The following is a 12,129-nucleotide window of genomic DNA, read 5'->3' as shown; positions in this document are numbered from 1 at the left end:
AGTAAACAGTAGCTGTTAAAAGTGGTTTAATTTAGCAAAAAAGTGTAGTACTCTATCACTTTGCTGATTATATATGTTTATAAGAATAATCGCTTTTCTTTTGCTATATTCAAGCGCAGTTTTCTGTAGTGATTGTAACTTTAACTTACCATATCGTGGGCTCAGTTGTGATTTGGATCTATCATATAGAAATTTAAGTAATATAAAGAAATTATTGAATAACAAAGATAAGTTCGTTGCACTTACGTTTGATGATGGACCGTCTTATAATAGAGCAGGAGATATTATTAATATTCTAGAGAGCAATGAAACAAAAGCGACATTTTTTGTGCTTGGTGAGCGTATAAATAAAAAAACATCTGAAATAGTAAACAAAATCCATAAAGCAGGTCATGAATTAGGTAATCATTCTTGGTCGCATAGGAAGTTGACATCACTTTCAAGTGAGGAGCAATTGCAAGAACTGGAAAAGACAAATGTGGCAATTAAAAATGCAACAGAACAGAATGTAAAATGGTTTCGTCCACCATATGGATGTCACAATGATAATTTGATCGAAAATACTAATCGATTAAATATGTGTTCCATACTATGGACAGTTGATTCTCTGGACTGGCAAGGCGATAAATCAGAGATTCTGGTTGAAAGAGTTTTAAGCAATGTACATAATGGAGCGATTATATTGTTCCATGATCACGATAACAAATCAAATACAGTTGAAGCTTTACCTCAGATTATTAAAATACTAAAAAAATGGGGTTATGAGCTTGTTACCTTAAGTGATTGGGAAAAGAGGATTTGTGATGTGGTGAAAGCTAGAAATATGCCAATAAAAGGAGAAGGAGTGCATTCTAAAGGAATTCTATGTGGACAAAAAACAAGGTCTTCAACCGCAGGGCATTCATATTAGGTGGTATTCAGCTTACTATTTCTGCTATTTTTAGTTATAGGTTGTATACTTTACAAGTACGAGATAGACAAAAATATGAAGTGCTATCCAATAATAATAGGACAAAAGTTGTTACTATTGTGCCTAAACGAGGCAGGATTTTGGATAGGAATAGCGTTGAACTCGCAGTAAACAAAATTTCGTATATTGTTTTATTTGATGGGCAAAAAACCTTTACTAGGGAAGTTGATTTGCAGATGTTATCAGAAATTAAACCTGATACAACAAAATCATCAGATACAAAAATAACTGCTCTTTATAAACGTTATTACCCGTTTGGTTCGATATGTTCTCATATAATCGGATATACAAAAAAACAGCAAGACATAAATGAAGCAGGGGTTAGTGGAATTGAATATACATATGATCATGTATTAAAAGGCAAGACCGGAAAATCTGAGCAGGAAATAAATTCTAAGAAGCGTATCATGAGAGAGTTATCTAGCATACCGCAGCAAGATGGACAAGATATACAGCTAACAATTGATGTTGATTTACAGAAGAAAATTGCAGAGATATTTAAAGACCACCAAGGTTCCACAGTGGTAATTGATGTAAATAACGGAGAAATTTTAGCATTATATAATTCACCTTCTTACGATAATAATCTTTTCACTAGCAGATTATCAAATGAAACTTGGAAAAATTTAAACAATCCTTCATTACCGCTTGTAAACCGTGCATTATCATATCAAATTCCACCTGGTTCAATATTTAAAATAATAGATGCGCTTGCGGGTTTAAAAGATGGAATAATAACACCAGAAGAAAAGTTCTCGTGTAGGGGATATATGAAAATAGGTGAACGAAAATTTCGTTGCCTAAAAAGCAAAGTCCATGGATATGTATCTTTAAACGAGGCAATGGCCTTCTCATGCAACACTTACTTTTATAATATAGGAAAAAAAATAAATGTAGATTCTCTACTAGAAATGGCTAGCAAATTTGGTATAGGAAGTGGACCATTAATTGGAATGTTTAAGGAAGAAGCTCCGGGATTGTTGCCTGATGTGGATTGGCGTGCACGCAAGCTATATTCAGAGTGGTATTTAGGTGATACCATTAACTTAGTTATAGGACAAGGGTATTTACTTACAACGCCATTACAGCTTGCGGTTCTTGCAGCGAGGGTTGCAACAGGAAAGGAGGTAATTCCCCACATTGAGATGAGTAAACCAGGGCAAGACTTTCTTGATATTGATGTGAATCATGAGCATCTTAGTGTGGTTCGAAAAGCTATGTTTGACGTGGTGAATTCTAACTATAGAAAAGGACTAGGCAGTATACAAATTGCTGGCAAAACCGGTACACCAGAGATAAACTCTAAAGGTGAAAGTCATAAATTGTTTATCGCTTATGGCCCCTACCATGATCCGCGCTATGCAATCTCAGTGTTTATAGAACATGGCAAAACTCCACGCCAAGATGTTGCAATTGCTAGTGAGATATTGCAATATATGCTTGAAAAATGAACTTATGAAATTGCCATATATGTTACTTGTAATTTATGTATTTAAATCAGAGCTTTGAGGTTAAAAAAAAAGAAACGAAAATTGCATAAACCTTTTCAATTTAGTGCTTTAATGTTTCTAACGCAGAGAAGGTACTATCTTTATTTTCTATGGAGGAAGGTAGACTATTTTGACTATCACCATCAATTGAAGTAATAGGGCGAGTTAAAGCAATTTTTATAACTTCATCAATATTCTTAACAAAAATTACGTTGATCCCTTCTTTAATATTTGCGGGAATCTCCTGCATATCTTTCTCATTTTCACTTGGTATAATCACAGTTTTGATTGATCCTCTTAGCGCAGCAAGCAATTTTTCTCTCAAGCCCCCGATAGCCAAAACTCTACCGCGCAATGTTACTTCGCCTGTCATAGCAACACTTTTGTTAACTGATATATTTGTCATGAGAGAAACAATAGACGTACATACTGCACTGCCAGCAGAGGGACCATCTTTTGGCACAGCACCTTCAGGTACATGCAAATGTATATCATTATTTTGAAATTTTTCGGGCTTTATACCGAAAAATAAACAATTTGATCGCACATAACTATACGCAGCTTTTATAGACTCTTGCATAACTTCTCCAAGCTTTCCTGTATATTTTATCTCCCCTTTACCAGGAATTAGGACTGACTCTATCATCAAAATATCACCACCTGTTTCAGTATAGGCAAGACCAGTTACTATCCCTACCAAACTCTCATTTTCTGCAATGCCAAAGGTATACTTACGTACCCCTAGATAATCTTGTAAATTACCAATCTCTACAGATATTTTCTTATTTTTATCAGTTAATATTGCTTTAACTGCTTTTCTCATGAGTTTTGCAAGTTCCCTTTCCATGCTTCGCACGCCGCTTTCACGTGTATATAAACGTATCAACTCGTATAATGCTTCATTGGTTATTTCCCACTCCTTCTGATGCAAACCATGCTCTTTTTTTAATTTTGGAATAAGGTGATGTGTAGCAATACTGATCTTCTCGTCTTCGGTATACCCAGATAATTGTATAATTTCCATCCTATCACGCAAAGGATGCGGTAAATTTAAGCTATTTGCTGTGGCTACAAACATTACACTTGAAAGATCAAACTCAACTTCCAAGTAATGATCTGTAAAATGTTTATTGTGCTCAGTATCCAAAACCTCAAGTAATGCAGATGCAGGATCACCACGCGAATCAGAACCCATCTTATCTATTTCATCAAGAAGGAAAAGCGGGTTGCATGAATTAGCTTTTTTCATGTGTTGAATGATTTTACCAGGCATTGAGCCAATATAAGTTTTCCTGTGTCCTCGTATTTCAGACTCATCACGTATACCACCAAGAGATATGCGAACAAAATCTCTTCCTGCTGCTTTTGCCATAGACTTAGCTAAAGAAGTTTTACCAATACCAGGTGGTCCAACTAAGCAAAGTATAGGACCCTTTATCTCTTTTACTCTCTTTAATACTGCTAAAAATTCTATTATTCTATCTTTTACTTTCTCTATGCCATAATGATTTTCATCTAAGATTTTTTTAGCCGCATTTAAGTTAATTTTTGCATCTTTGTACTTTCTCCATGGTAAATCAAGCAACCAATGCAAGTAACTAGATATAACTGTTGCTTCAGGAGAAATGGGATTCATTTTCTTATATCTCTTTAAGTCAGTTATGGCTTTCTCTTTTGCTTCTTCAGAAAGCTTTGTTTCATTTATCTTTTTTTCAAATTCATTGAGTATATTCCCTTCATCTCCATTTTCAAACTCACCTAATTCTTTCTGTATAGCTTTTAATTGCTCATTAAGGTAGTAAACTCTTTGAGTACTTTCAACCTGTGATTTAATTGTCTTATACAAGCGGTTTTGTGCACTCAAAATACTTATTTCTCTCTCAATAAGAGCAAAAACTTTTTTTAAACGCTCTTTTGGGTTATAAACTTCAAGTATGTTTTGCTTATCTGATACCTTTATATTTAAGTGCGAAGCTATCATATCTACAATTTGATTAACCTCTTTAACTTGATCAATGGGGTCAATAATAATCTCGGGCCGACTTTTCTTGCTTAGTTTACACCAATTGTCGAATGCATCTATAACAGAACGCCTTAAAGCTTCTAAATCAATATTGTCTTCATTTTCTCCATACTCATAATGACCATCCAACGCTACTCTGGCCTCTAACAAAGTGTGAGAGCTAATATATTCTATAACTCTTCCCCTTCTTACCCCATGAATCATGACTTTTACTGCATTGTCAGGCAGTTTTATTAATGGTTGTATAATATTTGCTAACACGCCTACTTCATAAAGATTCTCTGGCTTTGGATTATCAATAGAACCATCTTTTTGTGCTATGAGAAAAATCTCGTTTTGGTGACTACTGCTACTTATTGCATACTCTAGTGCATGAACAGATTTTTCTCTACCTACGAATAAAGGCAACATTATATTTGGAAAAATTACTACATCTCTTAGAGGTAATACTGGTAATACAGTAGAATTAAAGTTTACAGCATGTCCAATATTCATAATATATGCCTCAAATTAATCATTAACCGTTATAACACTACCCTTATTATTATGATTAATCGTCGCTTTGCCTAATTCTACCATTTTCTTAGTAACCGTTATAGTGCTACCTTCAAAACCTCCGTTGCCGGATATATACATAACATCAAGCAAAAGTGACTCTAAGATAGCACGTAACATCCTTGCACCTGTTTTATAGCTTATAGCTTTTTTAGCAATAGCTGATATTGCTTCATCTGAAAACTCAAGGTTTACTTTACTAAATGCAAGCAATGCTTTATATTGTTTTACTAGCGCATTTCTTGGCTCTGTCAACACATGTATTAAATCCTCGTGATCAAGCTCATCTAGAACGGCAGTTATTGGAACCCGTCCTACAAATTCGGGTATCAAACCGAATTTGATTAAGTCCTCAGGTTGAGCATCGCGTAAAGCATTTTTTTTCTTTTGTGCTTTAGACTGACTTATATCCGCTCCAAAGCCAACTGATGTTCCCTTTTTTCTTGCCTCAATAATTTTATTTAGGCCTTCAAAAGCTCCTCCACAAATAAATAGTATGTTACTAGTGTCTACTTGTATAAACTCTTGTTGCGGGTGTTTTCGCCCTCCTTGTGGAGGAACATAAGCAACCGTACCTTCCATGATTTTTAGTAGAGCTTGTTGGACCCCTTCACCTGAAACATCACGGGTTATTGAAGCGCTTTCAGACTTTCTTGTGATCTTGTCTATTTCATCGATAAACACTATACCATGCTGTGCCTTTGCAACATCATAATTTGCAGCTTGTAATAGACGTGACAACACGCTTTCTACATCATCACCTACATAACCTGCCTCAGTCAAAGTTGTCGCATCGGCCATAGCAAATGGCACATCTGAAACTTTAGCAAGTGTTTTTGCTAGCAAAGTCTTACCAGAACCAGTAGGGCCAATAAGCATTATATTTGACTTCTCAATTTCAATATCACTTATAGAATGAAGTTGCACCATGGATTGACAATGGTTATACATAGCCACAGATAAAACGTGTTGCGCATGTTCCTGACCTACAACATGCTTACTAAGAAAATTTTTTATATCTTCAGGTTTCTTTAGTAATAGCTTCATATCAGATATATGATCTGAATTAAAAGCTCTCTCTTTCTTTTGACTTATTGCTTTATGGGATAACTCTATGCATTCATTACAAATGAACACCTTTAAACCATCTGAAGAGTTAGTAATCAATTTATCTACTTCGTTTTGTGCCTTGTTACAAAAAGAACAGTAGTGTAAATCATTATTGTTATCCATTAAACTACCTTTTGTTTAACTTTAATATTTTCAATCTTCATATCTTTACGCTCAGCTATTACTCTGTCAATTAAGCCAGTTTTCATTGCTTCTTCAGGATCCATGAATTTATCTCTTTCCATCATTTCTTCAATTTTCTTTAGTGAATTTCCAGTATGTTTTTCATAAATTTGATTTAATTTTTTCTTAACTCGCAAAATTTCATTAGCATGTATTTCTATATCAGTTGCTTGCCCATGATAACCACCAGATGGCTGATGTATCATAATTCTTGAATGAGGTAGCGAGTAACGTTTACCCTCTGCACCAGCTGTAAGCAACAAAGAACCCATAGATGCAGCTTGACCTATACACAAAGTTGAAACGTCTGGATTTATATACTGCATTGTATCGTAGATCGACAAACCAGCAGTTACAACACCACCTGGTGAGTTAATATACATACAAATGTCTTTATCGGGATTTTCCGATTCTAAAAATAAAAGCTGTGCTACTATTACGCTGGCCATGTTGTCTTCAATAGGGCCAGTTACGAAAATTATTCTTTCTTTTACTAGCCTTGAATATATGTCATAAGCCCGCTCACCGCGACTAGTTTGTTCAACTACAATTGGTATAAGAGTCATACCTTTTCCTATCAAATATTATCAAATAATTCCTTTAATTCTTTCACAGAAACAATCTGTTCTTCTTTACTAGCTTTTTCTATCATATAATCTGTCACTTTATACTCAAGCGCTTGCCCTCTAACTAATTCCTGAAATTGTCCGTCTGATTTAAAATGTTTAAATACTCTGTCAAATGATACATCTTTACTGACATATTGATTTACAATAACATTCATAATATCACTTTGAGTTAATGATATTTCATGTTCTTTACTGAACTCCATAAATAGCATTGCAAGCTTTACGCGTCTTTCAGCTTCTTTACAAGAATCATCTTTAGCATTCAACTCTCTTTCCACTCTCTGCTGTTCCTGTTTTACTACTTCTATAGGCAAATCAAAACTATAACTAGCATCCAAACAATCAAATAGCTCTTTCTTAATTAAGAGATCTCCCATTTCTTTACACTGATTATCAATTACTTCTTTTACATGATTTATTAGCGAAGAATGATCTTCAAAACCAATTCTCCTAGCTATTTCATTATCACTTTGCAAATCTTTGGCAATCTGAATATCATTAACTCGAACAGAAAAAGCAGCCTCCTGCCCCGCAAGGGAAATTACCTGATAATCTTCAGGAAATCTCAACTTAAAGCTTTTTGTTTCCCCTTTTTTCATGCCAATTAATTGATCTTCAAAACCATTTATAAATGTTCCAGATCCTAAATTAACAGTAAAATTTTTGCCACTTCCACCTTGAAAGAGCTTATTTCTAATTCGCCCTTCAAAGTCAATTATCAGTTTATCCTCGTTTTTTGCTTGATAAGAAGCATCATTAACAGAGACAAGGTTAGGAAATTTTGTTTTTATAGAATCAATAAATTCTTTTATGTCTCCTTCTTTGATTTTTGCCTTAACTTTCTTCAAATTTATTTTATCAAGATCTATTACTGGCACTTTTGGCATCGATTCAAAAGATAATTTGTACAGAAAGTCGCCTTTTTCATCCTTTTTATCCAGGTTTGGTAATGACATAATATCAACCTTAGGATGGATGTGAGACTTAACTTCGATTTTTTTCATTAAATCACTTGAGCAATAGTCAATCGTATCTTTTATCACATATTCCAAAGCTTCGTTTTTATAATTTGTAACAACAAGATCGTAAGGCATCTTTCCAGATCTAAATCCAGGCAGTTTTGCATCCTTCGCTATTTCTTGTAATCTAGAGTTTATCTTTTGTTCTATATAATCACTACTAACTGTGATTTCATACTCATACTTTAGTTTATCTACACTAAGTTCCTTATAGGTATATATATTACTTAATGTATCTGCTTCGACTGCATTTTGAGTTATATTACTAGACATTACAACCTGTTATCAATATTTTATTTATGTTTTAATAAAGCCATTTTACCAGAATTTAAGTTAAATACAATCCTTAAGAACAGGTTCTTATACAAACAAAAGTGTACTTAGTAATTATAAATTTTCTCTTAAAACCTGAGTTACATGATTTTAAGTGCGGATAGAGGGACTTGAACCCCCACGAGCAAGCTCACCAGGACCTAAACCTGGCGCGTCTACCAATTTCGCCATATCCGCAAGAACCCTTCATTAACTTATAGATAACCGCTTCTGTCATCTTATGCAATTTAAAGATTAGATTTTAATACTACAGACTGAACTTATAATACTGGTTAACTCCACTATGAATCTAAGCCTGAATTACTTTAACTAACATTATTAAGATAAGTACTGTCTTAGAAATATTCAAGGCTTATTCAATTTATAGTATTTACACAATAAAAAAAGCTTATTAATATTCTTTAATTAAAGCTCTAAACTCTGGAGATTAATAATGAGATTAATAGCAAGCTTCTTACTCGCAATTTTTCTGATTACACAGAGTGGCTGTACGACTCTTGTGAGTGGTATAGTGGTAACAGCAACTGCAGCGGCTACAGCAATAACAATGCAAGATAAATCCTTGGGAAACATTATTGATGATACAACTATAGTAATAAGAATCAATAAGGGACTCTTAAAACACGGACTATTCTCATCTATAAAAGTTAAAGTGAGTGAAGGAAGAGTATTACTCATTGGAAATGTTGATAATCATGAAAAGCAACTCACGGCAGAGAAAATAGCTTGGCAGCAAAAAGAGATTAAAGAAGTGATAAATGAAATAAGAGTTACACCAATTAAAATGTCTTCTATGCTAGATGTTACTGTGGATGGTATGATAACAGCAGAGATAAGCACGAGGCTTCTGGGAAAAAGAAATATTAAATCAATTAATTATAGCGTTAATACAGTTGATAGAGTCGTTTATTTGATGGGTATAGCTCAAAATAAGGCGGAATTAAAAGCTGTAATAGCAATTGCAAGAAAAGTAAAAGGAGTAAAGCAAGTTGTAAGCTATGTGAGATATAGACATAGCAAATTGCGTCATTGATGAAAATTTACTTGAGTGTCAGTATCATGTAGCTAAGCCATAAAACTCCTTTAGAAATTTCGTCAGTTCACTCTTATGGTATGTATAACAATGTTACAAAAAATAATATCATAGAATTCAATAGAATAATTCCTAGAAAATCTCTACATACTAAAAAAAGTAAAATGCTATTTAAATAAGCTTAAGAATAAATAGCAAACATCTATATCTTGTGCGATATGGCGTTTTATTCCTGAGATTTTTTTACCAGAGTCATAGCCTTTTTCTTCATCAGTGTCTGCGTTCTTTACACTCTGAGCGTCAATTATGCAAAAGCTGGTTTTTTCTTTCCTTTTACTTTTTCACTCCATTTTTGAAATAATCATAACAATTGCGCCGTCTTGGAAACTCTTTTGGTAGCATCCTCCATTGATAACCACTTTTTAGGGTGTACAATACTCCGCAAAATATATCATACAAATCAAGTTTTCTTGGTTTTGTTTTTTCCACAAGACTCCAGATCTGGTGAAATAATCTCAAACTTCTCTCGACTTATGTCACTTGGGTATACACTCCTCATATATCCTAATTTATACACTCTATTTCTTACTTTATGCCTTTCTTGAGATTATGAACAGGTTCTTAGAAAGCTAGCGTTCTACTAGTCATGTTCTTTATCTTGCTTTACAACAATGCATCTTTTCATTCCAGCCAAGTCGTATACGTATTCCTGAAAAGCCAGTCCATATAAGGGTATTATTTTGTCAATATTGCTTTGATCTTCGCCTATTTCCAGTATCGCAAACCCATCTTTTTTAAGGCACTTTTTCAATATTGGAAAAATACTCAGGTAACAGCTCAATCCATCGATACCACCATCAAGAGCAATTCTTGGCTCTTTTTGTACTTCAGCTTGCAGATCTTTTAACTTACTTCTTTTGATATATGGAGGATTGCTTATTATGAGATCAAATAAATCTCTACATTCTGTCCACGAATTTGGAAATATTTTAGCTCTGTTGAGAAGATTATGTTTCTTTGTGTTCTGGCAGGTAATTTTGTATGCTTCCAGGCTTTTTTCAAAACCAACTCCAATAGCATATTCATACTCACTAAGTATGGAGATCAACAAACAGCCTGTGCCTGTGCCAAAATCTGCAATTTTTATTTTTTGCTTCTTATTTTGGTAATATTTTAACACTGTTGAAATTACTGTTTCACTATCTGGTCTTGGATCTAGAACATGTTGGTTAACTATAAAATTTTTACTCCAGAATTCACGATTACCTATTATTTGCGATATTGGATATCTTTCTGCTCTTTTTTTTGTTAATTTCCAGAATAGAAGTTCTTTGTTTCTTGGTACCTGATTGGTGTGATTCATGATTGTGAATGATCTTTCTACTCCAAGTACGTACTGCATGATGATTTCACAATCCAAATGTGGTGATTCAATTCTATGTGATGATAGTAGCTTTGACCCTTCTTTAATTAAAGCGCTGATTGTTTTCATTATTCTAAAAACGTGTTCCTTGTATACAAGAACAGCAAAATTGAGTATAGAATTTTGAACTTAGGGTAGCTGCATTAAATCTAAGTGTCAAGAGTAGGATTGTAAAAATCATCTGGCTTTACTGGTAATTCGGTTAGTATTTTTGCATTAATGTTAGAAGCTCTTGGCTCTATTATAAGGATTATTTTCTGCATATTCTTTGATAGCTATCACAGTATATTACTTGTTCCATATCTATATTAATTCGACCACAGCAAGTGATAATTTCTTAATATTAAAACCAATATGCGCTTTAGCATATAATTATCGGTAGCTTTCAAAGCAATTAGGCTGAGATTATTAGAGTAGTAATGTTTATTTTTATATTGACTATTGAGGTTTATTATTTTATAACTAAGACTTAGTTATTTTCAGAGTTTTAAATTTACAGTATATGCCTACGATAAATCAATTAATATGTAAAGGTAGATCAGGGTTAACTCGCAAGAAGAAGGTGCCAGCTTTGGGAAAATGCAATCCTCAAAGAAGGGGTGTTTGCACTAAGGTATATACTACAACTCCTAGAAAGCCTAATTCAGCACTACGTAAGGTAGCTAGAGTAAAGATTAGTGGATACGGTGAAGTGACGGCTTATATACCTGGCGAAGGTCATAATTTACAAGAGCATTCCGTTGTTTTAATACGTGGTGGGCGAGTTAAGGATTTGCCGGGTGTACGTTATCACATAATAAGAGGTGCTCTTGATCTGCGTGGTGTGCAAAATCGAAAGAAAGCTCGTTCAAAATATGGTGTAAAGAAATCTGGTTAAAATTTATGGCACGTCGTAATAAAGCAAAAAAAAGAACAAGCCCTGACTCTCGTTATGGTAGTGTCTTGCTTATGCGTTTTATTAATATAATTATGAAATGTGGTAAAAAATCTATTGCAGAAAAGATTGCTTATAGTGCTTTGTCCTTAGCTGAAAAGAAAATAGGCAAAGATGCCTTATCAATTTTTGAAACAGCAGTAGAAAATGTTACCCCTTCTATAGAAGTACGCTCTCGGCGTATTGGTGGTGCAACTTATCAAGTCCCTGTTGAAATTCGTCAAGATAGAGCAATTTCTTTGGCATTAAGGTGGATTGCTAGAGCAACTTCTGCTGCTCGAAAAAAGAGCGGTAGAACTACTATTTATTGTTTGCAGTCTGAAATATTAGATGCTTATAATAAATGTGGTGGTGCATTTAAGATGTGTGAAGAAAAGTATAAAATGGCTGAAGCTAATAAGGCATTTTCTCATCTTCGTTTTTAATA

The 12,129-nt window shown here is 34.0% G+C and carries 10 protein-coding genes, 1 tRNA gene and 1 pseudogene; 5 read left to right on the top strand and 7 right to left on the bottom strand.

The features are described 5' to 3' along the window. Nucleotides 1-73: 73 nt before the first annotated feature. A complete protein-coding gene (locus JKF54_RS02305) occupies nt 74-910 on the top strand; it encodes a polysaccharide deacetylase family protein (protein WP_211908517.1) in 837 nt (278 codons plus the stop codon). Further along, nucleotides 865-2,421: a penicillin-binding transpeptidase domain-containing protein gene (locus JKF54_RS02300; RefSeq protein WP_211908515.1), complete on the top strand. Its 1,557-nt coding sequence runs from the start codon at nt 865-867 to the stop codon at nt 2,419-2,421. The genes JKF54_RS02305 and JKF54_RS02300 overlap by 46 nt, the downstream gene beginning before the upstream one ends. Nucleotides 2,422-2,521: 100 nt before the next feature. Here the strand turns inward: JKF54_RS02300 and lon are convergent, their stop codons facing one another. The 5 genes from lon to JKF54_RS02275 form a co-directional block, all read right to left on the bottom strand. Beyond that, nucleotides 2,522-4,978, bottom strand: a complete 2,457-nt coding sequence (gene lon, locus JKF54_RS02295) for an endopeptidase La (protein WP_211908513.1) — start codon at nt 4,976-4,978, stop codon at nt 2,522-2,524. A 15-nt stretch (nt 4,979-4,993) separates the two neighbouring features. Next, entirely contained in the window at nt 4,994-6,271 is a 1,278-nt protein-coding gene (gene clpX / locus JKF54_RS02290) for an ATP-dependent Clp protease ATP-binding subunit ClpX (protein ID WP_010406852.1), read from the bottom strand. After that, a complete protein-coding gene (gene clpP / locus JKF54_RS02285; protein WP_007301999.1) occupies nt 6,271-6,897 on the bottom strand; it encodes an ATP-dependent Clp endopeptidase proteolytic subunit ClpP in 627 nt (208 codons plus the stop codon). Before clpP ends, clpX begins: the two co-directional genes overlap by 1 nt. Nucleotides 6,898-6,908: 11 nt before the next feature. Continuing rightward, nucleotides 6,909-8,252, bottom strand: coding sequence for a trigger factor (gene tig / locus JKF54_RS02280; protein WP_211908511.1), 1,344 nt, complete (start codon nt 8,250-8,252; stop codon nt 6,909-6,911). Nucleotides 8,253-8,407: 155 nt separating this feature from the next. Further along, nucleotides 8,408-8,489, bottom strand: a tRNA-Leu gene (locus tag JKF54_RS02275). A gap of 256 nt (nt 8,490-8,745) precedes the next feature. Here JKF54_RS02275 and JKF54_RS02270 point away from each other — a divergent pair. Next, nucleotides 8,746-9,345, top strand: a complete 600-nt coding sequence (locus JKF54_RS02270) for a BON domain-containing protein (RefSeq protein ID WP_211908509.1) — start codon at nt 8,746-8,748, stop codon at nt 9,343-9,345. A 206-nt stretch (nt 9,346-9,551) separates the two neighbouring features. Here JKF54_RS02270 and JKF54_RS06350 read toward each other — a convergent pair. Both JKF54_RS06350 and prmC read right to left on the bottom strand, forming a co-directional pair. After that, nucleotides 9,552-9,904 (bottom strand): annotated as a pseudogene (locus JKF54_RS06350) (transposase); the annotation flags it as partial. Between the two features lie 81 nt (nt 9,905-9,985). Next, nucleotides 9,986-10,837 carry a peptide chain release factor N(5)-glutamine methyltransferase gene (prmC, locus tag JKF54_RS02260; protein WP_211908505.1) on the bottom strand — a complete coding sequence of 284 codons (852 nt, stop codon included), beginning with the start codon at nt 10,835-10,837 and terminating at the stop codon, nt 9,986-9,988. A gap of 433 nt (nt 10,838-11,270) precedes the next feature. On the opposite strand from prmC, the gene rpsL reads away from it, so the two are divergent. Continuing rightward, the gene (gene rpsL, locus JKF54_RS02255) at nt 11,271-11,645 is read left to right on the top strand and encodes a 30S ribosomal protein S12 (RefSeq protein ID WP_010406837.1); all 375 of its coding nucleotides are present in this window, start codon (nt 11,271-11,273) and stop codon (nt 11,643-11,645) included. Nucleotides 11,646-11,650: 5 nt separating this feature from the next. Continuing rightward, nucleotides 11,651-12,127 carry a 30S ribosomal protein S7 gene (gene rpsG, locus JKF54_RS02250; protein WP_211908503.1) on the top strand — a complete coding sequence of 159 codons (477 nt, stop codon included), beginning with the start codon at nt 11,651-11,653 and terminating at the stop codon, nt 12,125-12,127. Nucleotides 12,128-12,129: the final 2 nt, after the last annotated feature.

Source organism: Wolbachia endosymbiont of Spodoptera picta (genome assembly GCF_018141665.1).
Taxonomy (GTDB): domain Bacteria; phylum Pseudomonadota; class Alphaproteobacteria; order Rickettsiales; family Anaplasmataceae; genus Wolbachia.
This window is presented reverse-complemented; position numbering and strand designations above follow the sequence as displayed.